The 24361-nt window shown below is 53.2% G+C and carries 26 protein-coding genes; 12 read left to right on the top strand and 14 right to left on the bottom strand.

Annotated features, from left to right (window positions below; genetic code table 11):
* Positions 1–31: 31 nt before the first annotated feature.
* Positions 32–1021, top strand: a complete 990-nt coding sequence (locus AC6I8K_RS11165; protein WP_497826723.1) for an aldo/keto reductase — start codon at positions 32–34, stop codon at positions 1019–1021.
* Between the two features lie 315 nt (positions 1022–1336).
* Complete coding sequence (locus tag AC6I8K_RS11160; protein ID WP_483817603.1) at positions 1337–1615, top strand: hypothetical protein; 279 nt, start codon at positions 1337–1339, stop codon at positions 1613–1615.
* Positions 1616–1657: 42 nt separating this feature from the next.
* On the opposite strand, the gene AC6I8K_RS11155 is transcribed toward AC6I8K_RS11160, so the two are convergent.
* Entirely contained in the window at positions 1658–1867 is a 210-nt protein-coding gene (locus AC6I8K_RS11155; protein WP_064738984.1) for a CsbD family protein, read from the bottom strand.
* A 302-nt stretch (positions 1868–2169) separates the two neighbouring features.
* Here AC6I8K_RS11155 and AC6I8K_RS11150 point away from each other — a divergent pair, with 302 nt between their 5' ends.
* Positions 2170–2787 carry a TetR/AcrR family transcriptional regulator gene (locus AC6I8K_RS11150; RefSeq protein WP_483817602.1) on the top strand — a complete coding sequence of 206 codons (618 nt, stop codon included), beginning with the start codon at positions 2170–2172 and terminating at the stop codon, positions 2785–2787.
* A 61-nt stretch (positions 2788–2848) separates the two neighbouring features.
* Positions 2849–3052, top strand: coding sequence for a hypothetical protein (locus tag AC6I8K_RS11145; protein WP_064738982.1), 204 nt, complete (start codon positions 2849–2851; stop codon positions 3050–3052).
* Positions 3053–3132: 80 nt separating this feature from the next.
* Here AC6I8K_RS11145 and AC6I8K_RS11140 read toward each other — a convergent pair whose 3' ends face one another.
* From AC6I8K_RS11140 to AC6I8K_RS11125, 4 genes are read right to left on the bottom strand one after another with little or no spacing between them, the layout of a single operon-like run.
* A complete protein-coding gene (locus AC6I8K_RS11140; RefSeq protein WP_064738981.1) occupies positions 3133–4446 on the bottom strand; it encodes an MFS transporter in 1314 nt (437 codons plus the stop codon).
* Positions 4439–5074, bottom strand: coding sequence for a hypothetical protein (locus AC6I8K_RS11135; RefSeq protein ID WP_497826722.1), 636 nt, complete (start codon positions 5072–5074; stop codon positions 4439–4441). The genes AC6I8K_RS11140 and AC6I8K_RS11135 overlap by 8 nt, the downstream gene beginning before the upstream one ends.
* Before the next feature lie 2 nt (positions 5075–5076).
* On the bottom strand, positions 5077–6420 hold the full coding sequence (locus tag AC6I8K_RS11130; RefSeq protein WP_497826721.1) for an amidase: 1344 nt from the start codon (positions 6418–6420) through the stop codon (positions 5077–5079).
* 8 nt (positions 6421–6428) lie between these two features.
* Positions 6429–7109: a DUF2848 domain-containing protein gene (locus tag AC6I8K_RS11125; RefSeq protein ID WP_497826720.1), complete on the bottom strand. Its 681-nt coding sequence runs from the start codon at positions 7107–7109 to the stop codon at positions 6429–6431.
* A gap of 115 nt (positions 7110–7224) precedes the next feature.
* Between AC6I8K_RS11125 and AC6I8K_RS11120 the strand changes: the two genes are divergently transcribed.
* The gene (locus AC6I8K_RS11120) at positions 7225–7899 is read left to right on the top strand and encodes a GntR family transcriptional regulator (RefSeq protein ID WP_064738977.1); all 675 of its coding nucleotides are present in this window, start codon (positions 7225–7227) and stop codon (positions 7897–7899) included.
* A gap of 210 nt (positions 7900–8109) precedes the next feature.
* Positions 8110–9090 (top strand): LacI family DNA-binding transcriptional regulator, encoded by a 981-nt coding sequence (locus AC6I8K_RS11115; RefSeq protein WP_483817599.1) that lies wholly within the window; start codon positions 8110–8112, stop codon positions 9088–9090.
* A gap of 13 nt (positions 9091–9103) precedes the next feature.
* Here the strand turns inward: AC6I8K_RS11115 and AC6I8K_RS11110 are convergent, their stop codons facing one another.
* The 3 genes from AC6I8K_RS11110 to AC6I8K_RS11100 form a co-directional block, all read right to left on the bottom strand.
* A complete protein-coding gene (locus AC6I8K_RS11110; protein ID WP_497826719.1) occupies positions 9104–9952 on the bottom strand; it encodes a sugar phosphate isomerase/epimerase family protein in 849 nt (282 codons plus the stop codon).
* 219 nt (positions 9953–10171) lie between these two features.
* Positions 10172–11104 (bottom strand): ribokinase, encoded by a 933-nt coding sequence (locus tag AC6I8K_RS11105; RefSeq protein ID WP_483817898.1) that lies wholly within the window; start codon positions 11102–11104, stop codon positions 10172–10174.
* A gap of 11 nt (positions 11105–11115) precedes the next feature.
* Positions 11116–11997, bottom strand: a complete 882-nt coding sequence (locus AC6I8K_RS11100; RefSeq protein ID WP_483817597.1) for an SIS domain-containing protein — start codon at positions 11995–11997, stop codon at positions 11116–11118.
* A gap of 320 nt (positions 11998–12317) precedes the next feature.
* On the opposite strand from AC6I8K_RS11100, the gene AC6I8K_RS11095 reads away from it, so the two are divergent.
* Together AC6I8K_RS11095 and AC6I8K_RS11090 are read left to right on the top strand one after the other, a co-directional pair.
* A complete protein-coding gene (locus tag AC6I8K_RS11095; RefSeq protein ID WP_497826718.1) occupies positions 12318–13271 on the top strand; it encodes a sugar phosphate isomerase/epimerase family protein in 954 nt (317 codons plus the stop codon).
* A 63-nt stretch (positions 13272–13334) separates the two neighbouring features.
* Positions 13335–14570 (top strand): MFS transporter, encoded by a 1236-nt coding sequence (locus AC6I8K_RS11090; protein WP_064738971.1) that lies wholly within the window; start codon positions 13335–13337, stop codon positions 14568–14570.
* Between the two features lie 68 nt (positions 14571–14638).
* Here AC6I8K_RS11090 and ychF read toward each other — a convergent pair whose 3' ends face one another.
* Together ychF and pth are read right to left on the bottom strand one after the other, a co-directional pair.
* Entirely contained in the window at positions 14639–15730 is a 1092-nt protein-coding gene (ychF, locus tag AC6I8K_RS11085; RefSeq protein ID WP_061718538.1) for a redox-regulated ATPase YchF, read from the bottom strand.
* 111 nt (positions 15731–15841) lie between these two features.
* A complete protein-coding gene (pth, locus tag AC6I8K_RS11080) occupies positions 15842–16429 on the bottom strand; it encodes an aminoacyl-tRNA hydrolase (RefSeq protein WP_064738970.1) in 588 nt (195 codons plus the stop codon).
* A gap of 259 nt (positions 16430–16688) precedes the next feature.
* On the opposite strand from pth, the gene ychH reads away from it, so the two are divergent.
* Positions 16689–16964, top strand: a complete 276-nt coding sequence (gene ychH / locus AC6I8K_RS11075; RefSeq protein ID WP_064738969.1) for a stress-induced protein YchH — start codon at positions 16689–16691, stop codon at positions 16962–16964.
* Here ychH and AC6I8K_RS11070 read toward each other — a convergent pair.
* The 4 genes from AC6I8K_RS11070 to lolB form a co-directional block, all read right to left on the bottom strand.
* Positions 16961–18136: a GGDEF domain-containing protein gene (locus AC6I8K_RS11070; protein WP_497826717.1), complete on the bottom strand. Its 1176-nt coding sequence runs from the start codon at positions 18134–18136 to the stop codon at positions 16961–16963. The two genes, ychH and AC6I8K_RS11070, sit on opposite strands and share 4 nt — an antisense overlap.
* 227 nt (positions 18137–18363) lie before the next feature.
* A complete protein-coding gene (prs, locus tag AC6I8K_RS11065) occupies positions 18364–19311 on the bottom strand; it encodes a ribose-phosphate diphosphokinase (protein ID WP_006118899.1) in 948 nt (315 codons plus the stop codon).
* A 136-nt stretch (positions 19312–19447) separates the two neighbouring features.
* Positions 19448–20305 carry a 4-(cytidine 5'-diphospho)-2-C-methyl-D-erythritol kinase gene (gene ispE / locus AC6I8K_RS11060; RefSeq protein WP_497826716.1) on the bottom strand — a complete coding sequence of 286 codons (858 nt, stop codon included), beginning with the start codon at positions 20303–20305 and terminating at the stop codon, positions 19448–19450.
* A complete protein-coding gene (lolB, locus tag AC6I8K_RS11055; RefSeq protein ID WP_064738966.1) occupies positions 20302–20925 on the bottom strand; it encodes a lipoprotein insertase outer membrane protein LolB in 624 nt (207 codons plus the stop codon). Before lolB ends, ispE begins: the two co-directional genes overlap by 4 nt.
* Before the next feature lie 216 nt (positions 20926–21141).
* Here lolB and hemA point away from each other — a divergent pair, with 216 nt between their 5' ends.
* The 3 genes from hemA to prmC are packed head-to-tail and all read left to right on the top strand — an operon-like array spanning position 21142 to position 24361.
* Positions 21142–22398 (top strand): glutamyl-tRNA reductase, encoded by a 1257-nt coding sequence (gene hemA, locus AC6I8K_RS11050; RefSeq protein ID WP_064738965.1) that lies wholly within the window; start codon positions 21142–21144, stop codon positions 22396–22398.
* A 41-nt stretch (positions 22399–22439) separates the two neighbouring features.
* Positions 22440–23522, top strand: a complete 1083-nt coding sequence (gene prfA, locus AC6I8K_RS11045; RefSeq protein WP_064738964.1) for a peptide chain release factor 1 — start codon at positions 22440–22442, stop codon at positions 23520–23522.
* Positions 23522–24361 carry a peptide chain release factor N(5)-glutamine methyltransferase gene (gene prmC, locus AC6I8K_RS11040; protein WP_497826715.1) on the top strand — a complete coding sequence of 280 codons (840 nt, stop codon included), beginning with the start codon at positions 23522–23524 and terminating at the stop codon, positions 24359–24361. Before prfA ends, prmC begins: the two co-directional genes overlap by 1 nt.

Raw genomic sequence — 24361 nt, 5'->3', positions numbered from 1 at the left:
CATGACCGACGCAAATCTGAGGGACAAATCAATGCAAAAACGTTATCTGGGAAATGCCGGATTAGAAGTTTCAGCGCTTGGTCTGGGATGCATGGGGCTAAGTCATGGCTACGGTCCGGCAACTGATACCCAGCAGGCCATGACGTTAATTCACGCAGCGGTAGAGCGCGGAGTCACTTTTTTCGACACCGCTGAAGTGTATGGGCCGTATCTGAATGAAGAAGTGGTCGGCGCGGCTTTGCAGCCTTACCGTGACAAAGTGGTTATCGCCACCAAATTTGGCTTTACCTTTGGCGATGACAATAAGCAGCAGATCCTCAATAGCCGACCGGAGCATATTCGTGCAGCCGTTGAAGGCTCGCTGCGTCGGCTGAAAACCGATGTGATTGATCTGTTGTATCAGCATCGCGTCGATCCGAATGTGCCAATTGAAGAGGTTGCCGGCACGGTTAAGGATCTGATTAATGAAGGCAAGGTCAAACATTTCGGTTTATCGGAAGCGGGCGCTAACACCATTCGGCGTGCGCATGCCGTGCAACCGGTCACGGCGCTGCAAAGCGAATACTCAATGTGGTGGCGTGAACCGGAACAGGAAATTCTGCCGCTGCTAAACGAATTGGGTATTGGTTTCGTGCCGTTTAGCCCGTTAGGTAAAGGCTTTTTAACCGGTGCAATTAAATCGGGAGCGACCTTTGGCGAGGATGATTTCCGCAGCAAAGTGCCACGCTTTGCCGCCGAAGCGCTGGCCGCCAATGAACAACTGGTAACCTTAGTGGCGCAGCTAGCGGCGGAGAAAGGCGTGACGTCGGCGCAAATCGCGCTGGCCTGGCTGCTGGCGCAGGCGCCGTGGATTGTGCCGATTCCAGGCACCACCAAGCTGCATCGTCTGGAAGAAAATCTCGGCGCCGCTGACCTCGCGCTCTCCTCTGCCGAGTTACTCAAACTGACGCAGGCATTGGAAACCATCAAGGTGATCGGTGAACGCTATCCCGCAGCATTACAGGCGCGGGTAGGCGGTTAATCACAAGCACCTTTAGCGTAATGCTTGTCAGTAAGAGATGAAAACCCAAATTACTGAACGCTCGCAGTGTAGCGGCGCAATCCAATGCGCGATAAATCGCGTCGCTACGGAATGTGCGGTGATTGGATGCGGTGTTTACCTGTGCTGTATTACAACCACTTTGCGGCGTGTTCCTCGCGCCGCAAGCCATTCCTTATGATGTATTTTTCGATTGTATCGACGCTTTTTTATATTTGACGTTTTTTACTCATTGGGTATGCTCTGCGCAATCAGGATCCTCCGGCCAGGGTTGGTTTAGACGGTGACAGAGAGCCCATGAAAAACAGTAATGACAAACAGTTATGCGACATCATGATTGGTGATGCAGTGATTGAATTATTTGATGCAGACGCGGCCATTTCGCACACCACCTTGATTGCGCAATTAGAGAAGATGATTTATGCGGGTGGCTCGGCGGACGACATTCGGGTCGCCAGAGTGGCATTAGAGGTGGTGAAGCGTGACAGCACAGCCGGTAACGTTGAGGCCTCAGAAGAGAACATGATGAGCTTTATGGCTAAAAACAGCGGGGCGGATGATTCCACTCAGCATTAATCAGTGAATGCCGGACAAAGGGTGTCCGGCAGAACTGCAGGGTTACCAGTGGTACTTATTCGAATCTTCCCACTCTTTCACTTCTTTCTCCGCACGGTCTTTTTCATAACCGTAGCGCTCCTGAATTTTACCGACGAGTTGATCGCGTTTGCCTTCAACCACGGTCATATCATCATCAGTCAGGTCGCCCCATTTTTCCTTCACTTTTCCCTTGAACTGCTTCCAGTTGCCGCTAATACGATCTTCGTTCATGTCGATCTCCCTATTTAGTCGTTACCGGTTACTGAAGGATCATTAGGGTTGGCCGAATGCCAACCGCTGCATTAATCCTGGCACAGGATTTGCGCTTTGCTTCGCTGGCGTGTGAGCTAACTCATAAATTTGCTATCAGGTTAAATTTGCAGGTTAAATGTGCAGCTAACAGCATTAAAAACTATACAATTTAAGGGGTTATCCGAGGAAGGCTATACAGGCTCTCACCAGTTAGGCTATAGTGACCAACGAAATATTTTTTAGTCAACTTCTGGAAACCTGCATTAATCGATGTGTCAGCCATGAGCAAACCGCCAACCGCAGAATCGAAAAACAGAGATCGAGGCCGCCCGAGAGAGTTCGATATCGAACAGGCTCTGGACAAAGCCATGATTGTTTTTCGCCAAAAGGGTTTTCATGCTGCTTCATTGAACGATTTGGGCGAAGCGATGGGGCTGACAGCGGGCAGCATTTACAAAGCATTCAAAGATAAGCGCAACCTGTTTCTGCTGGTGTTTGAACGCTATCTTTCGGTGCGCAATGCCGACTTGCGCCAGCGTCTGGCGCAGTTCACTACCGGCCGCGAGAAGCTCAGCGAGCTGCTGCAGTTTTACCTCGATTCGGCGCGGGCAGTGGAAGGCCGCACCGGCTGTTTGGTGGTGGGCAGCGCAGTAGAGTTGCAGGTGCTGGATGACGATCTATCGCAGTTGGTGAGTGAAGCGGTAATCCGCAATAAAAACTTTCTCGCCTCGTTGCTGCGACTTGGCCAGGAAGATGGATCGGTGACGCAGAGTCTGGATACCGAAACAGCGGCGGGGTTGATTCTGTGCATCGCCTTTGGCATGCGCGTTGTGGGCAAGATCACGGATGTAGCAGACGAACCCGAGACCATCAAGTTAGTAATGAAGCTGCTGGACTAAAATTTGGCTAATTAGGAGGTGGATACTTCCTAAATAAGCGAAGCGTAAAGCCGGAGGGCGAGTGAAAGACGAAGATTCAGACATTACGGAAGATATTCGCGCATTGGTGGGAAGGGTGGTGACACGCATTCTTCGTCCTGATGAGGCGCTTACCGTTCAGGAACTTATTGGCGCGTTGTATCGCCTGAGTTTGCGTTCCACCGACAGCAAGACGAAAGTCGCCTGCGAGAAAGCCATTCGTATTCTGGCTAAAAAACTGCACTAACTGGGTCGCGCGTGCCGCGCCTTGTTGTTCTCCTCTGCTAAAGTCTGGCAATCCCTCGCCAAACACCAACATCATGCTGATTAAAGCGGGTGGTGCGCGGTCTCTTTCGCTTTCCACAGCGCAAACAGCGTGATCAGTAACGCCAGGCTGACATACCCCGACACCCACAGCGTGCTGCCCATCTCTTTATACAGTGATGTAATAATCAATGGCGCAAAGCCACCGCCGATAATGCCCGCCAGCGTGTAAGCCAGCGACGATCCAGCGTAGCGCACGTGGCTGGGGAACTGCTCGGTGACAAATGCCGCCTGCGGTCCGTACATCACCGCATGAATCAACAGCCCGCCAATCACTGCCAGTACGATCAGGGTCGGCTGTGAGCTATCCAGCAGCACAAAGAACACAAACGACCAGACGATGGCCAGCAGCGCACCGGCGATGTAGACCGGGCGACGACCGAGCTTATCGGAGAGCGCGCCAAACATCGGAACCGTAATCGCATTGCCGATGGCACCCAGCATGGTAGCCATCAACGCCAGCGGACGCGGTAACTGCAGCACCGTGGTGACATAGGTGAGGGTGAAAACCACCACCAGCGCATACAACACGTCTGAGCCGATACGTGAACCGCCGGCAATCAGCAGCTCACGCGGATAACGCACAAACACTTCTTTCAGCGGGGTATGCGTGGTTTTCTCCGCCTGTTGCATCGCTACAAACGTTGGTGTCTCTTCCACGCCGCGACGCAGCCATAAACCAAACATCACCAGCAGCAGACTCAGCAGGAACGGAATGCGCCATCCCCACGCCTGGAACTGCTCACCGCTTAATGCCACCGTCACCAGCGTGATAAATCCGGTGCCAATCAACGTGCCGCATGATGGACCCACTTGGGCAAACGAGGCGTTACGGCCGCGTTTGTTCGCATCGCCGTGCTCCATTGACAGCAATACCGCACCGGCCCATTCACCGCCGAGCGCAATGCCCTGAATAAAGCGCAAGGCCACCAATAATACCGGGCTCCAGATGCCCCACGCCGCATAGCCCGGCAGCAAGCCCATCAACGCGGTGGTGACACCCATAATCACCAGCGTGGTGATAAGCACGGCTTTACGCCCGGCGACATCGCCCAGATGACCAAAAATAAAGCCGCCGACCGGACGGGAAATGTAACCCACCGCATAGGTGGAAAATGCCAGAATGGTACCGACCAGCGGATCAAAGCTGGGGAAAAATACGTGGTTGAATACCAGCGCCGCCATGATGTTATAGACCGTGAAGTCATACCATTCCAACGCGGTGCCGATCGAGCTGGCCGCCGCGAGGCGACCGGTTTTGGTGTGGCTGGCGCGCGCGCCTGAAGCGTGCGGCAACGTTGAATCGGTATTAGCCATGAGCCATCTCCTGTTTGGTTAACTGCCAGCTGAGGGAGTAAAGCTGAACGTCCGCGTTGAGTGCCTGCGCGGCATCCGCGGCGAGGGTTTTACACACCTGCGCATCACGGCAGAACAGCAGCAGCATCGGATGCATCGGTCGCGTCGCGCGGGTTTCCCGTGGCAGCGGCGAACTCAGCGTGGTGTCAGGCGTCAGCAAACGTGAGGCGATATAGCCCGGTTTTTGCTGCACGCGGCTTTGCCAGTCGCCCAGCGATGCAACATCTGTACCGGTTTTTAAGGTCAGTACCGCCAGCTGGCTGCCGGTTCCCTGGCCATGCTGATGGGAGATGGCGCAGACGCGGCGCATCGGGTTGACCATTTTGTTGAGATTTTTCACCGACCATTCTGTCTGGCGTGTGAAGGCGGCGTGATAATCCGCACTGGTGAAGGCTTCCAGCGATGCGGTTTCATACAGGCCGAGGTATTTGCGTTCAGCATCCACCGCTTGATAACGCGTGCCGCTGAGAAATCCGCTGATCGCCACGCGCTCTTCTACGTGCTCGTGGTCATACCATTGGTTGAAATCCGCTTCATCTGCAGCATCGATATTGGTGGCGACAAACAGCATGCCGTGGGATTGAGTCATGTTCAGCTACTCCGTTTCAGGGTGGTTTCAATCGCGGCAGCCCAGCTGAGTAATGCAGCATCGTTGCCATGGGTGGAAGAGAGCATCAGGCCAACCGGCGCAGCGCCAGGCTGATGACAAGGCAGAGAAATTGCACAGCCATCCAGCATGTTGATCACGCTGGTGTTGCGCAGCATCAACAGGTTGACCTGCATATAGCGCGCAGGATCCTCAAGCTCGGCGAGCGTGGGGGCAATCAGCGGCACTGTTGGCATCAATATGCCGTCGAAAGGCGCCACTGCTGCTTCCACTCGCGTTTTCCAGTCGGCGCGCAGCTGATACAGCGCGGCGGCATCGTCGGCATTCAGCAGGCTGCCGCGTTTAATGCGCGTCAAAACCTGCGGATCGTAGGCTTCAGGCTGGGATTGGGCGTAATGCTGATGCCATTGCCAGGCTTCCCACGCGGTAATACCGCCGCGCGCGTTGAGGGTTTCAAGTTCGGCCAGCTCCTGCAGCGGCAGCTCGGTGATTTTCACGCCCTGCGCGCGCAGCAGTTCGAGCGCGCGCTCCCATGCGGCGCTGACGTGTGCGTCAAGCCCATCCAGCACCCGCGTTTGTGGGAAAACGAAATGTGCATCAGACAAATTGCGCGCATCCCTCTCCAGCGGCCGATCGGCAATCACACTGTCGAGCAGCCAGCAGCTCTGTACGTCGTGAGCAATCACGCCGATGCTGTCGAGCGAGGCCGCCAGCGGTAACGTTCCGCGTTGGTTGATACGGCTGGCGCTCGGTTTAAAACCGGTTAAGCCGCACAATGCCGCTGGAATGCGCACCGAGCCACCGGTATCGGTGCCCACCGCCGCCAGGCACATGCCATCACTCACCGCGACCGCCGCACCCGAGGACGATCCGCCGGGAATGCGCTGCTGCGCCCGCTGCCAGGGATTGGCGGGCGTGCCGTAATGCGGATTGATGCCGAGGCCAGTGAAAGCGAACTCTGTCATATTGGTTTTGCCCACGATGGTGGCACCGGCCTGCAGCAGCCGATCAACCATACTGGCATTCGCCGTGGCTTCGCTGGCGTTGCTGAGTAAACGCGAACCGGCCAGTGTCACTTCTCCAGCGACATCAAACAGATCTTTGATGCTAATGGGCAGGCCATCAATCGCGCTACGCGGCTGTTGCTGTTGCCAGCGCATGTTGGCTTGTGCAGCCTGCTGCTGGGCACCCGCGGCGTACACGCGAGTGAATACGCGCTTGCCTTCACCGGCTTCCGCCGCAATAGCGCTCAGCGCATCCTGCGTCAGCGTTTCAGGGCTGATTTGCCCGGCGAGCAGTTGCTGGCTCGCTTGCCATAACGTTGTCATAGGGATCCTCAGGCGATAACCGGCAGCGAGCCAGTGATGTAGGTGTGTTCCAGCGTGCGGTTCAGCACGGGATCGTGCAGGGCCATGCGAAATTCACTCGCAGGACGAATACCGCCGATGGCGCTAAGCGTGCCGCACGACATGGCGAAGCCTTCCTCGACCTGTCCGCCAGCGAAATAACGGCTTAACAGGTCGAGCGGCGTCAACAGCGAGGAGAGGGCGCCTTGTTGATAGGTGACCCAGTCGCCGTTCACTTTAATCCAGGCGCTGAGCTCCAGCTGATCCCAATGCGCGTTGAGTTCCGCCATGCGCCATGCGTGACCCGCAACCGGTTTGATGCACGCCTGTTTCGATAGCGCAACGCTAAAGGTTTCCAGATGACGATCGGTATGATCGGAAATCAGCGAAACCCAGTATTCGCCGCGATGGAAAAATACAAAGGGTTCGGCTTCACCGGATGTTTGATCGCCAACCACTTCCAGCTGCATCTGCTGACTTAATTGATTGGTCGCGACGCGGTAAAACAGCGGCACTGCACCAGGAGCGGGCACGCCAAGCGCTTCCAGCTCCCTGATATGGTGCAACACCGCTTGCTGGTCACGTCCGACCCAGCCCGCGATAACCAGCTGATTAACCTCAACATTAAGTACTGCCGCATCTGCATAATCTGTCGTAAACCGTAATTTCATGGGATAGATCTCCATCTGAGAAATGCGTGTGAAATTTCACTGTGATTTCAATCTAGCCATTTTCATGCCAGGTTTTTGTGTAATATGTCTCAGTTACCTAATAAGGATTTGCGCGATGAGTAATCTGATGGCTGAAAATGTGAGCTCGCCAACTACCCCGAAGAGCATTTCGCTTAACGAGCGAGCCTATCTGGCGTTTAAGCACCGGCTGATCACGCTGCGCTATAAACCGGGCGAATATCTCAATATCGCGCAGGTGATGGATGACCTTGAGATGGGCAGGACGCCGGTGAATCAGGCGGTGCATCGGCTGGAAACAGAAGGGTTGCTACAAATCATTCCACGTAAAGGCGTGATGGTGTCGCCGCTGTCGATTGATGATGCGCTGGAGTTAATTGAGGTGCGTCTGGTGAATGAGGCGCTGTGTTTACGTTTGGCGACGCAGCGCGTCAATGCGGCGCAGATTGTCTATTTGCGCGAAATGAATCAGCGCATTGCCACCGCCAGCGCGTCACGCGATCGTGAACAGATGATGCTGCTGGACCGAGAATTTCATCAGGTGCTGGCGGATATCGCCGCCAATGGTCGTCTTGCCGATATTCTCAGCATCATCCATGCGCAAGCACAGCGCTTTTGGGCAACCACGTTATCGAGCGCGGCGCATATGAACGAAGTGATCGCCGAACACGAAGCGATCATTGCGGCACTGGAGCAGGGGAATGCTGAGCTGGCGGAAGAGGCGGCGCGGGTGCATATCTATTCGTTTAAACAGGCACTGTTGAATAATTGATCAGTTATTGATATGCGGCTTCTTCCCCGGGCAGTGGAATACAGCGATCCATGCTCGCTATCAGAATCGTGCAGTTACTCTATGGCAACCGCGTTGGGTGCGAAGCAAAAATAACGCATAACAGAGTGCGCTAGCTGAAGCCGGCAAACTTATTGTTGGTCCGGATTTATGGTAGCCTGCGTAGTATCTGACTGAGCAAGAGTTGCAAGCATGTCCATCCAAAAAATCGCCCGCTTAGCGGGCGTTTCTGTGGCAACGGTTTCACGGGTTCTGAATAACAGCGATACGGTTAAAGACAAGAATCGTGAGAAGGTCCTGCAAGCCATTAAAGTGAGTAATTACCAGCCAAATTTGTTAGCGCGTCAGTTGCGTACTGCGCGTAGCTCAATGATTCTCGTCATGGTGTCGGATATCTCCAATCCTTTTTGTGCCGAGTTGGTGAAAGGCATTGAGGAACAGGCGGAGAAGAACAGCTATCGTATTTTGCTGTGTAACTCTGGCTCGGACATTGAGCGGTCTCGATCGAGTTTGCAATTACTGGCCGGGAAGATGGTTGACGGTATTATCACCATGGATGCGTTCAGTAAATTGCCAGAACTGGCACAGCTGATTGGCGAAACCCCGTGGGTTCAATGTGCGGAATACGCCGATGCCGGTGATATCTCCTGCGTTGGCATAGATGATGTGCAGGCGGCGGCACATGTGGTCGCTTATCTGGCGGGCATGGGGCGGCAGCGTATTGCGCTAATCAATCACGATCTCAGCTATAAATATGCGCAGTTGCGTCAGGCTGGCTATCAGCAGCAACTTAAGCAGGAAAAATGCAGTTGGCAGGCCATCACTTACGCCACCGAGTTGAGTTTCACTGCCGGCAAGCAGGCGATGGAAACCTTGCTGGCGGCACCCGAGCGTCCTGACGCCGTGTTTGCCGTGTCGGATACCTTAGCGGCGGGGGCGCTCTCGGCCATTCACGCCGCCGGACTGCGCGTGCCGCAGGATATTGCGGTGACCGGATTTGATGGCACCGACCTCGCCGAAATGGTCACGCCGCCGCTGAGTACGCTGGCACAGCCTTCGCGCGAAATGGGACGTCGGGCGTTCGGCTTACTGCTGAAAAAGATCGATCAACCTGATTCGCCCGCTGAACGCATTATGATGGACTGGCACTTTGTGGAGCGTGCCAGTACTTAACAGGCACTTATGGCTATTGTGCTGATAGCGTTAATTGCTGACGAAGATTACGGTATGACGTCGTAATGATGCTCCACGGATCTTTAGGGGCGTCATGTTCAACGATAAACCATCGAACGCCACTCGCTTTAGCTGCGGGCACGATATGCTGCCAATCCAGTAAGCCTTCTCCCAGTGGCGCGAAATTCATCTCATCATCGCGAACGCCAATCGCGGCGTTATCTTTGGCGTGGATGGCGTACACCCTTTTCGGATAGGTTTGCAAAATCTGCACCGGATCCTGACCGCCGCGTGATACCCATGCCGCATCCATTTCCAGTTTTAAATTCTGCGGCTGAGTGTGATTAAGGATGATCTCCAGTGCGGTCACACCGTCATATTTCTTCATCTCAAAATTATGATTGTGATAACCAAGCTGCAGCCCGTCTTTATGTAGTTTTGCGCCCAGTTTGTCCAGGCGCTGAGCGTAGTCAATCCAACCTTGGGTTGAGTCAGGACGGTCGGCAGGTTCAATCCATGGCACGATCACCACCGGGTTGCCGATGGCTTTATTGAAGGCAACGGTTTTTTGATAATTGTTCTCTAACTCATGCAATTGAATGTGCGCCGACGTAACCTGAAGATGGTTTTTGCTCAGTAGCGTTTTCATCTGCGCGCTATCCAGCCCTTGATTCCCGACTAACTCCACATTCTGAAACCCCGCGCTTTGTGCCATCGCAAATTGCTGCGCAACGGTACCTGCATTCCGTAATGTGTACATTTGCAGTGCGATTTCATTATTGAAATTCTCTGCTTGCGCCGACACAGCAGACAGCGCCATTACGGTGATTAATCCAGCCTGAAAAAGGGTTCTTACCGCCATTACTGATCTCCTGTTAAAAGTAATCGATTACAATATTCACTATAAAAGTAATCGATTACAAAAAACATTAAGGATTAGTGCGGCATCTCACAAAACAGGGAATTTCCGGCTGGCGACCTGACAAGGCTACACCCTTAACGCGGCTGTTTTGAGCAAGCGGCTATAACGGTAGCAGCTTGCTCAAATAGCTGAATTGTTCACGCACTGAGGCGCGCAGATTTAACCAAACAGCCGTTGGCGATTTTGCGTCAGCGCATGCGCAACATCAGGCAGCATCGGGAAAGAACTTTGACCGCCATATTTCTGGATAGAGCAGGAACTGATTTCAGCAGCGAAAGGAATCGCTTCTTCCAGGGCGATGTTATTCACGAGGCAATAGGCGATGCCACCAATAAATGAGTCGCCCGCGCCAGTGGTATCAACCACATCCGGACAGAACACGGCGGGGTAGTGTCTGGCACCTTGATCACTGGATAACACCGCGCCTTTCTCTCCCAGCGTAATAATCACCCGGCCATTAACCTTTTGCTGTAAGTCAGCCGCACAGGCTAGCGCCTCTTTCACTGTGGTAACGGAGGTGTTGCTCATAAAACTGGCCTCGGTCTCATTCACCACCAGCAGATCAACCTGGCTGAGCGCTTGCGAGGAAATTTCGCGTGCCGGCGCGTTGTTCAGTAAAATCTGGCAATCGTGACGTCGTGCGCTACTGATAGCACGTTCCACCACATGGTCGGGAATCTCTGACTGAAGGATCAAAAGTGGCCGATCGCTGAATAACGTATCGTTAATGTCTGACTCGGTAATCAGGTAATTGGCGCCTTTAATAATGGTGCTGCAGTAATCGCCAGATTCCAGAATCTGAACGATGCCAATGCCTGAGGTTTTTCCGCGTTGGGTAATGTTATCTACCGCTACACCGTTTTCATTCAGTGATTTAATCAGCTCGGTGCCATAAATATCATTTCCTACGCAGCCCACCATATTAACGTTCAGCCCCAGCTTAGCGCACTGAACCGCCTGATTTGCCCCTTTTCCCCCTGGCATCAGCATTAATTCGTTACCGGTAAACGTCTCCCCAATTTCCGGCAAGCGATCCTGCTGGACAAGAATGTCGTAGTTAAGACTGCCAATAACAACAATATTATGTTTCATCATTTCGGCCCTTAATTGGCGGTGCGTTTAGACGCAACCGCATTTCTGGTGTTGTGTAAACTGGTCTGACTTTCTTCGCTGGTCTTGCTGGCAATAATGGTAAAAATGGCATCGAGAATATTCAGATGCACAATGCGTGTGGTGGCGTTTTCCCCGGTAATCGGGTTGTTTTTAACCGAAGAGATGATCGAATGTCGGGCAATCAAACTCAGTGGGCTGTTGGGATAGTTGGTCAGGCAGATGGTTTCTGCGCCATTCTCATTGGCCGCTTTTACCATTTGGATGATGTCTGTGGTTTGGCCGGAATGGGAAATCGCCAGCAGGATATCGCCAGGTTGCATTAACGAGGCGGTCATCAACTGTTTGTGGCTGTCACTGAATACTGAAGAGAAGATGCCAATCTTTAGCAACTTATGATTGAAGTCATCACAGATGGAACCTGATCCACCGCAACCGGCGATAAAGATGCGCGCACTTTCCGGCTTATTAATAAACAGATAGGCCACAGCCTTGATGACCGCACTGTTAATCACACTCAGTGAATCCTGCAGTGCCAGTACCGAATTCAAAAAGGTACTCTCGATAACCTGTTCAACGTATTTTTCAGAATCCGGAATGACAGGAATATCGATAATATCTTCCTGGGTGCTGACCTGCTGGGCGATATTAATTTTCAGATCATGAAAACCGGTAAAACCGAGTTTCTTTGAAACTTTTGTAATGCTCGACACGCTGACATTAAGATAATTCGCAATATCCGTGATGCACATTTTAGATAATGACTGTGGATTGTCGTCAATAAAACGCGCAATAGAGCGTTCCTTTTTTCCCAGTTCAGGTGCAAGCGTGCGAGCCAGCAGGAATATCTCATTGCCTTTAAGTCGGTTATGCATTTTGAGTGCTCATTAAAAACGTTATGGTTAAGCTAGCATGGCGATTAGGTGAAAAGTGTTAAGTCGATCACATGCTGTAAAACGTTTTACTGATGCATTTTACTGATAGTAAAATAAAACAGGCTTAATCGAGGTTTTTATTTTACTAACACGAAAATGAATATTTAACGCCTTGTATTTTAATGATTTTACTCATAGTAAAATTTTACTATTATAAAGCGCGCGTTGATTTTATTAGCAGTAGTATTTGTCCATTTGCATTTACGTGATGAGAAAACTCATTTATAAAAAAATGGAAATCACATCAAAGGTAATTAAAAATGAAATTCTCATCACGTATAAATTCATTTCGATCCAGAACCGATCTGTTTACGGCCAGGAACAACATGGATACTTGCGATCTAATTACGCGAATGGGTACCGTTGACGGCTTGACGCATATTGAACTGAATTATCCAGAACATTTTATTGGCCAGGATAAAGAGCTGATCAAGCAGACTATCGCGAAGAACAATCTGCAGGTCGGCGGTATCGCACTGCGCTATAACAAAGAGTTTATTGATGGCGAATTCACCAATCCTGACGCAGCACTGCGTAATAAAGCGATTGAAATCACCCTCGAGGCCGCAGAAATGTGTAAATACCTCGGCGGAAATACTGTCACGCTGTGGTTTGGCTACGACGGCTACGATTATCCGTTCCAGCAGGATTACTTCCGCGCCTATGAGTGGCTGGTCAGTGCGCTACAGACCGTGACGCAGGCGCATGCGGATATGCAATTCAGTTTTGAATACAAGCCCTATGAACCGCGCACTTTCTCCTTTATTGGTGACGTCTCATCAACGTTAATGCTGATTGATGATGTTGGCTCCGACAATCTAGGTATTACTCTCGATTTCTGCCACATGATCATGAAAAAAGAGAATCCCGCATTTTCATTATTCCAGTCCGCACGCAAAAACCGTTTGATTGGCTTCCACCTGAATGATGGGTATGGGCATTTTGATGATGGTTTGATGCTGGGTTCCGTGCATTTGATGCAGACGCTCGAATACATCTATTACGCAAAACGCGTGAACTTCAGCGGCCTGATCTATTTCGATACCTTCCCAAGCCGTGAAGATCCGGTTGCCGAGTGCGCACAGAACATCCGCATGTATAAAGCACTTTCCAGCTTTATTGATCGCCTGAGCATTGACGAAATCGATCAGCTGATCAAAAGCCAGGATGCACTTAAAGTGCAGGGCATGCTGATGAAAATGATCGCTGAATAAAAACAAAATCAAAACTTACCTCTATTAACTACGACCAGTCAGTGTCTGGCACTGGGGAAAACTATGTTCGATAAAATAGGTTTGCCAAAAAACTTGCTTTGGGGCTATATCGGTCTCGCGATATTCATGATCGGCGATGGCGTAGAACAAGCGTGGATCGCCCTCTGGCTGGTGGATAAAGGGCTGTCCGTCGCGCAAGCCTCTTATCTGATCACCGCCTACGGTGTCACGGTAACGCTGGCAGCCTGGGTGACCGGCGTATTGGTGCAAACCCTCGGCCCGCGCAAAGTGATGGTGTATGGCCTGATTACCTTCGTCATCGGCAGCATCGGGTTTATTGGCATAGGGTTGAAGACCATGCACATGGCCTGGATGCTGCCGTTTTATGCGATTCGCGGCATCGGTTATCCGCTGTTTGCCTACTCGTTTTTAATCTGGATTAACTACAGTACCCCGGTGGAACGGCGTTCTACCGCGGTGGGCTGGTTCTGGTTCACCTTCTCGCTGGGATTAAGCGTCATTGGTCCGTTCTTCTCCTCGCTGGCACTGCCGGTTATGGGCGAAATTCATGTGCTGTGGGTCGGAATGGCATTTGTGGTGGTGGGCTCAGTGTTAGGCATTTGGGTGAACCGCGACGTGGTGCCTGCTTCTGAAATTCATCCCTTTAGCGCGGCAGAGTTGATCAAAGGCATCACCATTTTGCAGCGGCCGGTGATTGCCATGGGATTGGTGGTGAAGTCGGTGAATGGCATCGCCCAATATGGCTTAGCGACCTTCCTGCCGCTGTACCTGATCAGTTTTGGCTACAGCAAAACCGAGTGGCTGCATATGTGGTCGGCGGTCTTCCTGGTGGCCATTTTCGCCAACCTGTTTTTTGGCTTCTTCGGCGATAAGTTTGGCTGGCGTACCACCATCATGTGGGTCGGCGGCTTTGGCTATGCCGCTGTGTTGATTCTGGTATGGGCTGTACCGCAGGTGTTGGGCCACAACTTCTATGTGATGGCGTTCGTGCTGTGCCTGTGTGGTATCACCATGGCGGGATATGTTCCGCTGTCGGCATTGTTCCCGTTACTGGCTCCAGACAGCAAGGGTGCGGCCATGTCGGTGCTGAATCTCGGGGCAGGTCTGGGCGCATTTATTGCACCCGCAATCACCGCATTGTTCTACTCATCGCTCGGGGCGGGCGGCGTATTAGGGATTTATGCCGGGCTGTACGTTCTGAGCGGCGTGCTGACGCCATTCCTGAAAACACCAGAAGAACTGGATGAAAGGGTCGCGATGACGGATAAAACGGCCTGACAGACGTGAGAATTTGGTTATAAAAAAAGCCCAGTTAATAAACTGGGCTTTTTATTGGTGTTTACAGGTTAGACGTTGAACAGGAAGTTCATCACGTCGCCATCTTTAACGATGTACTCTTTACCTTCTGAACGCATTTTGCCGGCTTCTTTCGCACCTTGTTCACCTTTAAACGCCACGAAATCATCAAACGCGATGGTCTGTGCACGGATAAAGCCTTTCTCGAAGTCGGTGTGAATTTTGCCCGCCGCCTGTGGCGCTGTTGCACCGACAGGGATGGTCCAGGCGCGCACTTCTTTCACGCCAGCGGTGAAGTAGGTTTGCAAGTTCAGCAGTGCATAACCGGCGCGGATCACGCGGTTTAGGCCCGGCTCTTCCAGACCCAGTTCAGCCATAAACTCGTCGCGCTCGTCATCTTCCAGCTCAGCGATATCAGACTCAACGGCAGCACACACCGGCACCACGACTGAACCTTCGGCTTCAGCAATCGCTCGCACCTGATCAAGATACGGATTGTTTTCGAAACCGTCTTCGTTGACGTTAGCGATGTACATGGTTGGCTTCAGCGTCAGGAAGCTGAGGTAGCGGATGGCCGCTTTCTCGTCCGCATCCAGATTGAGTGCGCGCAACATACCCGCTTCTGACAGGTGTGGCAGGCATTTCTCCAGCGCAGCCAGTTCGGCTTTGGCATCTTTGTCGCCGCCTTTGGCTTTCTTCTGGCAACGCTGAATGGCACGTTCACAGGTGTCGAGATCTGACAGCGCCAGCTCGGTGTTGATCACGTCAATATCTTCCGCCGGGTTAACTTTACCCGCAACGTGGATGATGTTGTCGTTCTCGAAGCAGCGCACTACGTGGCCAATGGCTTCAGTTTCACGGATGTTGGTCAGGAACTGGTTGCCCAGGCCTTCACCTTTGGATGCGCCTTTCACCAGACCGGCGATATCCACGAATTCCATGGTGGTTGGCACCACACGCTGTGGCTTAACAATTTCGCTCAGCTGATCGAGGCGCAGATCGGGCATTGGCACCACACCGGTGTTTGGCTCGATGGTGCAGAACGGAAAGTTGGCTGCTTCGATACCCGCTTTGGTCAGCGCGTTGAACAGGGTGGATTTACCGACGTTCGGCAGGCCCACAATACCGCATTTAAATCCCATGGTCTGATTACCTTTCTCACTGAGTGCGCAGTGCTGTTGAACAGCACCGACAGATTCAAAAAATTTCGCGCATTATACACAGAATTGCCTTCTGCGGCGCGGGAATTGGCCTTAGCCAGCCTTGAACGCGTGCAGACGGTTCATTGCCTTAATTTTGTCTTCTTTCAGCCACAATTCGGTGCAGCGGACCGCTTCGTCTACGGCATCGTCTATCAGTTTTTGTTCGCTGGCTGGCGGTTTGCCCAGCACGAAACCGGTGACTTTATTGCGGTCACCGGGATGGCCGATACCGACGCGTAAACGGTGAAAATTATTGTTGTTGCCCAGTTTGCTGATGATGTCTTTCAGCCCGTTATGGCCGCCATGGCCGCCACCTTGCTTGAACTTCGCCACGCCTGGCGGCAAATCCAGCTCATCGTGCGCCACTAAAATCTCTTCCGGCGTAATCCGGTAGAAGGTCGCCATCGCCGCCACTGCTTTTCCGCTCAGGTTCATAAAAGTGGTGGGTACCAGCAGGCGCACATCCTCTCCCGCCAGCGACAGGCGCGCGGTGTAGCCATAAAATTTTGGCTCGTCTTTTAACGACTGATTGTTGCGGCTCGCCAGTAAATCGACATACCAGGCGCCAGCGTTATGGCGCGTTGCGGCGTATTCAGCGCCGGGATTAGCCAGCCCCACAATCAGTTTAATGCTGCTCACGATGTTTATCCTGTCTTGCTGCGGAAAGGGCGATAGTTTACTGCCTGGCGCCACGGATGACAAAGGTCGTTAACGGCAGATAATATCTCTTCGTGACTAATCATTTTCTATCGAAATCAAGGTGCTGGCGGTAAAGATTTGTCAAAGGTTGTGAAGGAACTGTGATCCTGTACGCAACTTAAGCGGCAGGTATTGCCTAAGCTTATGGCTAGTTAACCATACGTGCTGTTTTGCTTTTTTATAAGGATGGAGGTGGATCATGAAACGTCAAAAATGCCGCGTTGTAGGTAATAGTTTGATGTGTCTGGGTTTACTGACGATGGTACTGGGCGTCGGGTATTCTATTATTAATCAGCTTCCTTCACTCAATCTGCCACAGTTTCTCGCGCACGGTGCAATGTTCAGCATCTTTGTTGGCGCTTTACTGTGGCTGGTAGGTGCGCGCGTCAGTGGACGTGAGCGCGTTGAAGATCGTTATTACTGGTTGCGTCATTACGGCGACAAGCGTTGCCGCCGCAACCACTCATCACATTAAGTCAACACCGCTTTCTGCACCGGCTGTAACGGCGTGAAATAACGTTCAATGCGGTTACGGCCGCTGGCTTTAGCGCGATATAAGGCTTCATCGGCCAGCGCCAGCAGCGGCGGAAAAGGTTGACCGGCTTGCAGGGCGGTGGCAAAGCCAATACTCACGGTATAGCGTACGTCGTTGGGTTGCGACACCTGTGTCGCCAAACGAATACGTTCACACACTACTTGCGCCTGCTCAGCATCGCCCGGGATAATCGCCGCAAACTCTTCGCCGCCCAAACGGGCAAAGTGCGCTTCTTCAGGCAATAACCCCTGCACCACCTGACAAAAATCCACCAAAACCTGGTCACCTTGCTGATGACCAAAGCGATCATTGATGCTTTTAAAATGGTCCAAATCGAACAGAACCGCACTGTAGACAAAAGTCTGCGTCTGGCGCGCGCTGCGCTGCGCTATTTTTTCCGCCTGCTCGAACAGCGCACGGCGATTCCACACGCTGGTGAGCGGATCGTGCATGGAGGCCAGCTTATGAGCGATTTGCGTGCGTTCATTGACCATTGCCAGAATCGTGAAGGTTAGGCCGATGACAAACAGAATCGATTCGAGAATGACATACACCGAGAAGCTGGAACCGCCAATCGATCCACGTACCGGTGACGCCACTGCATCATCCAGAAAGAGGCGCGCCACGTGAAACAACAAATGAATCCACAGCAGGATTTGCGCTGGCCAGAAGGTCACGGTCAAAGAGGCATGCACACGCCACAACAGGCGAATTAGCGCACCGGTAAAAATGATGCACAGCAGGCAAATCACCAGCACACGCTTCGGCTGGCTGTAGTAAAACTCGGGGAACAGACACAGGATTGCCCACAGCAAACCACCTGCTAACCAACTGAATCCAATGGGTTTACCACAAAAAATCCGGAAAGCATTGAGCAGATTGCCATAGGCCAAAAGCAACATCACATTGCCGACCGCGACGGGTAAAAAATGGAATCCCGCGCTGCGCAAGCTACTGAGGAAGACGGCGCCTAAGGTCAACACCAGCGCCAGTGTGGTGCAGCCCAACACGCGGTCATATTGCGCGCCGACCCAGGCAAACACCAAAATGATGCTTAAAAACCCCAACACATAGAGCTCGCAAACAAACAGCGTGTAAATGTCGAGAGTCATAGTGGTCGGAGCTCTTAGCAAAAGTGTGGAGAAAAATACCATTAATCATTGGAACGCTAAAGGACGGCAATGCGAGTTGGCATAAAAGAGTGAATGGCAGCGAGAATAGCGGGTTTTAACGGAATTTATCGCGGAAATATCAGTGGTGAAAGTGGCTTAATCGGTGAGTAAGGTTTAAAGCAGAGGCAAAGAAAAACCGGGCACGGGGCCCGGTTTCACGCGATGAATTAATGCTCAAACATCGCGGAGATAGATTCTTCGTTGCTGATACGACGAATCGCTTCGGCCAACATGCCAGACAGCGTTAAAGTACGCACGTTTGGCAGAGATTTCATCTCTTCAGACAGCGGAATGGTATCGCAGACAATCACCTGGTCGATCACCGACTTACGCAGGTTTTCCACCGCGTTGCCAGAGAAGATAGGGTGAGTGGCGTAGGCGAAGACACGTTTCGCGCCGCGCTCTTTCAACGCTTCAGCCGCTTTGCACAGCGTACCGCCGGTGTCGATCATATCGTCGACCAGTACACAGTCACGACCCGCAACGTCACCAATAATGTGCATCACCTGAGAAACGTTCGCGCGCGGGCGACGTTTGTCGATGATAGCCATATCGGTATCGTTGAGCAGTTTGGCGATAGCGCGAGCGCGCACCACGCCACCGATGTCTGGGGAAACCACAATCGGGTTTTCCAGTCCAATTTGCAGCATATCTTCCAGCAGAATTGGGCTGCCAAAGACGTTATCCACCGGGACATCAAAGAAGCCCTGGATCTGTTCAGCATGCAGGTCAACGGTGAGAACACGGTCAACACCCACGCTGGAAAGGAAATCGGCAACTACCTTGGCGGTGATGGGGACACGAGCAGAACGCACACGGCGGTCCTGACGCGCATAGCCAAAGTAAGGAATAACAGCAGTAATACGACCAGCAGAAGCCCGACGCAAGGCGTCGACCATCACAACCAGCTCCATCAGATTATCGTTGGTGGGGGCACAGGTGGACTGGATGATGAAAATATCACCACCGCGTACATTTTCGTTGATCTGTACACTTACTTCACCATCACTGAAACGGCCAACAGCGGCGTCTCCGAGGCTAGTGTAAAGGCGGTTGGCAATACGTTGTGCTAGTTCCGGGGTGGCGTTACCAGCAAATAGCTTCATATCAGGCACGAGAAGAACCTCAGGCTTGGCGTCCAGAGAATGAACGGCTCTAGAGTAACCGGCGAATACCAAAGAGCATGTTCATACGGGTGTGTTAATGCGCAACGTGCAGTGTCTGGAACGGGTGACACTGTCACGTAAACGCTTATAGCCCAGAAACTGTGCGCTGCAACGGCGAGAGATTAAGCCCGCGCGCCACAAATCCGCAAATCCATTTCGGGGCAAGCTCCAGCACCTGACGTGCGTCGGATTCGGTGTCAAATTCAGCAAACACACAAGCTCCGGTCCCAGTCAGGCGCGACGGCGCGTATTCTAGCAGCCAGGAAAGCAGCTCATCAACCTTACGAAAACGTTTTCTTGCCACAGCCTCGCAATCATTGTGAAAAGGACGCTGTAACAGTTCATCTAATGTGCGGATTGGCGAATCACGCGTCAACTCGGGATCGCGGAACAGAACGGGCGTGGCGATGCTCACGCCAGGATGCGCAACCAAATACCACTTTTCCGCAGGATTGGCTGGCTGCAACTGCTCGCCAACGCCTTCAGCAAAAGCCGCATGACCACGAATAAACACCGGCACATCGGCGCCCAGTTGGATGCCAATCTCAGCCAGGTCATCCACGCTTAGCCCGGTTTGCCACAGATGGTTGAGTGCCACTAACACTGTAGCCGCATCCGATGAACCGCCTCCCAATCCTCCGCCCATCGGCAAAACCTTCTCCAGCGCAATGGTTGCACCGGCCTGCGCGGGCAAGGTGCCACGTGCGGCGGCGAACGCTTTTAATGCCTGCGCGGCACGCACAATCAGGTTCTCGTCATCCGGCACGCCCGCCAGCGGCGTTAGCAGCGTAATCTCGCCGCTACTATTCGGGGTGATCTCCAGCGTGTCACCGTAATCAAGAAACTGAAACAGGGTTTGCAGATTGTGGTAGCCGTCAGGACGACGGCCCGTGATATACAGAAAAAGATTCAGTTTAGCTGGCGCGGGCCACGTGGTGATCATTGGGTGGTCCAGCTATCCATGCGTAATTTGATGCGTTGACCGCCTTCAGACAACTCCAGATTGGCCGGCAGCGGCGGATTCACTTTGCTGTCGTAATCAGAAATATTTACCTTCCACTGCTGACCGTCACGGCTGTAGTTCAGGCTCTGCAGCTGGTAATTGTTGTTCAGCTGATAATCGCTGGCATCGCCCGGCAAGCCCATCATCCACTGACGCAGATTGGCGAGCGGGATATCCATACCGGTAAGCTGTGAAATCATCTTCTCAGCATCGTTGCTGACGTAGCGCTTGCCTTTGTTATCCACGATCTGCACCACAGAACCTTGCGCATCCAGCTGCAGTTCAGTGCTGCCCAGCGGATTGGTTAACAGCAGGCGATAACGATCGGCAGCGGTTTGCTGCCAGTTAAAGCGCGCATACACTTTTTGCTTATCCGACAGGTAAGCGAACGCGCCGCGCGTCTGATACTGGCTGATTTTCGCCACGGCTTGCTGATGCTGCTGCCATTGCGGTGATGTGGTGCTTGGGCCCGGACCTTGTGGTTTGTTAACGCTACATGCAGCCAGTAACACGCTGGCAAGGGGTAAAAGGCGCAGTAACTTGCGCGGGGGCAATTGCATCACGTGGTCATCTCCTCAGACACGTTTTTACTTCGTAACCGGTAACGCTAACCATCCGCATGTAAGCCGTCAATGCTGTAATGGCAATAATTGCGCACGATCAGTTTAATCTTATTACTGTCATAGGCTTTGTATGGCTTTTCTTGACCTGTGGCATCTTGTAGAATGCGCTGCACAAAACCCTGACAACTATTGGGATATCCCAACCCGAATCACATGACGCTGCTTGCACTCGGAATCAACCACAAAACTGCACCTGTTGCGCTACGCGAACGCGTTGCGTTTACACCAGACACGCTGGAACTGGCGCTGAATAGCCTGCTGTCCCAGCCGATGGTGCAGAGCGGCGTGGTCCTCTCGACCTGCAACCGTACGGAACTCTACCTCAGTGTAGAGCAGCAAGCCGACCTGCAGGAGAAGCTGGTGCGTTGGCTGTGTGACTATCACGATCTGCGTGAAGAGGATGTGCGTAACAGCCTCTACTGGCATCAGGATAACGCGGCAGTCAGCCATCTGATGCGTGTCGCCAGTGGGCTGGATTCACTGGTGTTGGGTGAACCACAAATTTTAGGTCAGGTTAAAAAAGCGTTTGTTGATTCGTCACGCGACCACGCGCTGAGCAGTGAACTGGAGCGCATGTTCCAGAAAACCTTCTCGGTGGCTAAACGCGTGCGTACCGAAACCGAAATTGGCGCCAGCGCGGTGTCGGTCGCCTTCGCCGCCTGTTCACTGGCGCGTCAAATCTTTGAATCGCTCAGTACTGTTAACGTGTTGCTGGTGGGCGCGGGTGAAACTATCGAGCTGGTAGCGCGTCATCTGCGCGAACACAACGTTAAAAAGTTGATGATCGCCAACCGCACCCGCGAACGCGCGCAGCTGCTGGCCGACGAAGTCGGGGCAGAAGTGATTGGTTTAGGCGATATCGAAACCCGTCTGGCCGATGCTGACATTATTATCTCTTCCACCGCCAGCCCGCTGCCGATTATCGGGAAAGGGATGGTGGAGCGCGCGCTGAAAGCGCGTCGCAATCAGCCCATGCTGCTGGTCGATATCGCCGTACCGCGCGATGTTGAGCCAGAGGTGGGCAAACTGGCGAACGCCTACCTCTACAGCGTTGATGACCTGCAAGCGATCATTGAGCAGAACATGGCGCAGCGTAAAGCCGCTGCCGTGCAGGCTGAAAGCATTGTGGTGCAGGAAAGCGGTGAATTTATGTCCTGGCTGCGCGCGCAAAGCGCCGTCGAGACCATCCGCGAATACCGCTCGCAGGCCGATCAGGTGCGCGCCGAACTGCATGAACGTGCTGTCATGGCGTTGCGTCAGGGCGCTGACGCCGAGAAAGTACTGCAGGAACTGGCCCACAAGCTGACCAATCGTTTAATTCATGCACCAACCAAATCACTGCAGCAGGCCGCGCGCGACGGCGACAGCGAACGCCTGCAGATCTTACGTGACAGCCTCGGTTTAGAGTAATCTGGTCAGTCACGATCTATCACTGGGATACCCGCTATTACATGAAGAGCTCTATTGTTGCCAAGCTGGAAGCGCTCCAGGAACGCCACGAGGAAGTGGAAGCGTTGCTGGGCGATGCCGGCGTGATTGCCGATCAGGATCGTTTCCGTGCGTTATCACGCGAATATGCCCAGCTTAGCGACGTCACCCGTTGTTTCCGCGAGTGGCAGCAGGTGCAGGAAGATGTTGAAACTGCCGAAATGATGCTGGAAGACCCGGAAATGCGCGAGATGGCGCAGGAAGAATTAAAACTGTCACGCGAGAAGCGTGAAGTGCTGGAACAACAGCTGCAAGTGCTGCTGCTGCCGAAAGATCCCGATGATGAACGTTCGTGCTTTGTCGAAGTGCGTGCCGGTACCGGCGGTGACGAAGCCGCGATTTTTGCTGGCGATCTGTTCCGCATGTACAGCCGTTACGCCGAAGCGCGTCGCTGGCAGGTCGAGATCATCAGCGCTAACGAAGGCGAGCACGGCGGCTATAAAGAAGTGATCGCCCGCATCAGCGGCGACGGTGCTTATGGGCGCTTTAAGTTTGAATCGGGCGGTCATCGCGTACAGCGCGTGCCAGAAACCGAATCACAAGGGCGTATTCACACCTCAGCCTGCACCGTTGCGGTGATGCCGGAACTGCCAGAAGCAGAAATGCCGGAAATCAACGCGGGCGATTTGAAAATCGACACCTTCCGTTCCTCCGGTGCGGGTGGCCAGCACGTTAACACCACCGATTCCGCCATTCGTATCACCCACTTGCCAACCGGCATTGTCGTGGAGTGTCAGGATGAACGTTCACAGCACAAAAACAAAGCTAAAGCCTTAGCGGTGCTGGGTGCGCGTATTCACGCTGCGGAAACCGCCAAGCGTAATGCCGCTGAAGCCTCAACGCGTCGTAACCTGCTCGGCAGCGGCGACCGTTCGGATCGTAACCGCACCTATAACTTCCCACAGGGTCGCGTGACCGATCACCGCATCAACCTTACCGTCTACCGTCTTGATGAGGTGATGGAAGGCAAGCTGGATGCGCTGATTGAGCCGATTGTGCAGGAGTATCAAGCCGATCAGCTGGCCGCACTGGCTGGACAGGATTAATGCTCATCCGTCGCTGGCTTCAACAGGCTGTCGTCGCGCTCTGTGGCGGCGACAGCCCGAAGCGTGACGCGGAAATTTTGCTGGGTTTTGTGACGGGCAAACCTCGCAGTTGGCTGATTGCGTTTGACGACGCGGAACTGGACGCGCAGCAACTGGAACAGCTGAATGCGCTGCTGGCACGCCGCGTCAAGGGTGAGCCAATTGCGCATCTGGTTGGCGAGCGAGAATTCTGGTCGCTGCCGTTGCGCGTGAGCGATGCCACGCTGATTCCGCGTCCAGATACCGAAGTGCTGGTGGAGCAAGCGCTGGCACATTTGCCGGCAACGGCAACCTCACTGTTGGATTTGGGCACCGGCACTGGCGCGATTGCATTGGCACTCGCCAGCGAACGGCCTGGCTGTCAGGTTGTCGGCTGCGATCGCATTGCGGCGGCGGTAGAACTGGCGCAGGACAACGCACAACGTCTCCACATTGATAACGCCCGTTTTATCCTCAGCAACTGGTTTCACGATCTTCCCGCCCAACGTTTTGATCTCATTGTGAGTAATCCGCCCTATATTGATGCCGCCGATGAACATCTGCAGCAGGGTGACGTGCGCTTTGAGCCGCTCAGTGCGCTGGTGGCGGACGATCAGGGTTTGGCCGATTTACGTTTCATCATTCACACCGCACCGCACTGGTTGCAGTCTGGCGGCTGGTTGCTGCTGGAACATGGCTGGCAGCAGGGCGAAGCCGTGCGCGCCATCATGACGCAGCACGGTTATCAGGCGGTAAGCACCGTTGACGATTACGGCGGTAATCCGCGCGTCACACTAGGACAATTTTTTAATAAGGAATAA

This window comes from Pantoea sp. X-Soil-ISGK-421, assembly GCF_059730785.1.
The sequence above is the reverse complement of the archived record's forward strand: the minus strand, read 5'-3'. Positions and strand labels throughout refer to the sequence as shown.

Excerpts from the sequence above, each read along its gene's own strand:
- AC6I8K_RS11155 (WP_064738984.1), bottom strand. The coding sequence starts at position 1,867 with ATGAACGAAGATCGTATTAGCGGCAACTGGAAGCAGTTCAAGGGAAAA.
- AC6I8K_RS11090 (WP_064738971.1), top strand. The coding sequence starts at position 13,335 with ATGTTCGATAAAATAGGTTTGCCAAAAAACTTGCTTTGGGGCTATATC.
- AC6I8K_RS11070 (WP_497826717.1), bottom strand. The coding sequence starts at position 18,136 with ATGACTCTCGACATTTACACGCTGTTTGTTTGCGAGCTCTATGTGTTG.
- AC6I8K_RS11120 (WP_064738977.1), top strand. The coding sequence starts at position 7,225 with ATGAGTAATCTGATGGCTGAAAATGTGAGCTCGCCAACTACCCCGAAG.
- ychF (WP_061718538.1), bottom strand. The coding sequence starts at position 15,730 with ATGGGATTTAAATGCGGTATTGTGGGCCTGCCGAACGTCGGTAAATCC.
- AC6I8K_RS11110 (WP_497826719.1), bottom strand. The coding sequence starts at position 9,952 with ATGGCGGTAAGAACCCTTTTTCAGGCTGGATTAATCACCGTAATGGCG.
- AC6I8K_RS11150 (WP_483817602.1), top strand. The coding sequence starts at position 2,170 with ATGAGCAAACCGCCAACCGCAGAATCGAAAAACAGAGATCGAGGCCGC.
- AC6I8K_RS11130 (WP_497826721.1), bottom strand. The coding sequence starts at position 6,420 with ATGACAACGTTATGGCAAGCGAGCCAGCAACTGCTCGCCGGGCAAATC.
- ispE (WP_497826716.1), bottom strand. The coding sequence starts at position 20,305 with ATGATCACCACGTGGCCCGCGCCAGCTAAACTGAATCTTTTTCTGTAT.
- AC6I8K_RS11165 (WP_497826723.1), top strand. The coding sequence starts at position 32 with ATGCAAAAACGTTATCTGGGAAATGCCGGATTAGAAGTTTCAGCGCTT.
- AC6I8K_RS11115 (WP_483817599.1), top strand. The coding sequence starts at position 8,110 with ATGTCCATCCAAAAAATCGCCCGCTTAGCGGGCGTTTCTGTGGCAACG.
- AC6I8K_RS11135 (WP_497826722.1), bottom strand. The coding sequence starts at position 5,074 with ATGACTCAATCCCACGGCATGCTGTTTGTCGCCACCAATATCGATGCT.
- lolB (WP_064738966.1), bottom strand. The coding sequence starts at position 20,925 with ATGCAATTGCCCCCGCGCAAGTTACTGCGCCTTTTACCCCTTGCCAGC.
- ychH (WP_064738969.1), top strand. The coding sequence starts at position 16,689 with ATGAAACGTCAAAAATGCCGCGTTGTAGGTAATAGTTTGATGTGTCTG.
- prfA (WP_064738964.1), top strand. The coding sequence starts at position 22,440 with ATGAAGAGCTCTATTGTTGCCAAGCTGGAAGCGCTCCAGGAACGCCAC.
- AC6I8K_RS11125 (WP_497826720.1), bottom strand. The coding sequence starts at position 7,109 with ATGAAATTACGGTTTACGACAGATTATGCAGATGCGGCAGTACTTAAT.
- AC6I8K_RS11160 (WP_483817603.1), top strand. The coding sequence starts at position 1,337 with ATGAAAAACAGTAATGACAAACAGTTATGCGACATCATGATTGGTGAT.
- hemA (WP_064738965.1), top strand. The coding sequence starts at position 21,142 with ATGACGCTGCTTGCACTCGGAATCAACCACAAAACTGCACCTGTTGCG.
- AC6I8K_RS11140 (WP_064738981.1), bottom strand. The coding sequence starts at position 4,446 with ATGGCTAATACCGATTCAACGTTGCCGCACGCTTCAGGCGCGCGCGCC.
- AC6I8K_RS11105 (WP_483817898.1), bottom strand. The coding sequence starts at position 11,104 with ATGAAACATAATATTGTTGTTATTGGCAGTCTTAACTACGACATTCTT.
- AC6I8K_RS11095 (WP_497826718.1), top strand. The coding sequence starts at position 12,318 with ATGAAATTCTCATCACGTATAAATTCATTTCGATCCAGAACCGATCTG.
- prmC (WP_497826715.1), top strand. The coding sequence starts at position 23,522 with ATGCTCATCCGTCGCTGGCTTCAACAGGCTGTCGTCGCGCTCTGTGGC.
- AC6I8K_RS11100 (WP_483817597.1), bottom strand. The coding sequence starts at position 11,997 with ATGCATAACCGACTTAAAGGCAATGAGATATTCCTGCTGGCTCGCACG.